Origin of the sequence: Proteus sp. LHD240705 (assembly GCF_047921555.1) — a bacterium.
GTDB lineage: Bacteria > Pseudomonadota > Gammaproteobacteria > Enterobacterales > Enterobacteriaceae > Proteus.
Genome location: NZ_JBLRMI010000037.1, coordinates 1 through 549, shown reverse-complemented (window position 1 = coordinate 549; position 549 = coordinate 1). Strand labels below are relative to the sequence as shown.

2 protein-coding genes are annotated in these 549 nt (G+C 44.8%); both read left to right on the top strand.

From position 1 onward, the window contains the following. The coding region (locus ACNART_RS17905; protein WP_416303689.1) for an HK97-gp10 family putative phage morphogenesis protein at positions 1-292 on the top strand (292 nt) is incomplete at its 5' end. 5 nt (positions 293-297) lie between these two features. Next, positions 298-549: tail completion protein gp17 (gene gp17 / locus ACNART_RS17900; protein WP_416303688.1), on the top strand; the 252-nt coding region annotated here is incomplete at its 3' end.

Genomic DNA, 549 nt, shown 5'->3' with positions numbered 1-549 from the left:
TACCCTCAAGCGCAATATTCGTTCTAAAACGAAAGTGCAGCGCAATGGGCAAGTCAAAACACGTATTTGGGTAAAATCATTATCGGGTAAAAAAGTGTCTGCCTTTAAACAAGCAACGGGAAAAAGTGCAGCATTGAACCCAAATGATCCGTTTTATTGGTGGTTTGTCGAGTTTGGTACCGCCAAGATGCCCGCACAACCGTTTATGCGCCCCAGCTTTGAAGCGAAAAAGGAAGCGACAGCTAAAGTGATAGTTCAAACACTCAAAGAGGATATTGAAAAAGCAAGGTAGAGACCATGATACAGCAATTAAAAGAGACCCTTTCACCGCTTGTCGATGGAAGGGTTTTTTTTCAGGTATTACCTGAAGGCAAAGGGCATTATCCCGCCATTGTGATCCAGTTTGCCAGCATCACACCTAACAGTGCGCTGGAGGATGCGGATTTAGATAACTATCGCGTGCAACTTGATGTGTATGCGCCACAACCACAATCCCTGATGGTATTGCGTAAAAAAATCGAGGCTCAGATTGTTGCGGCGATCCCATTC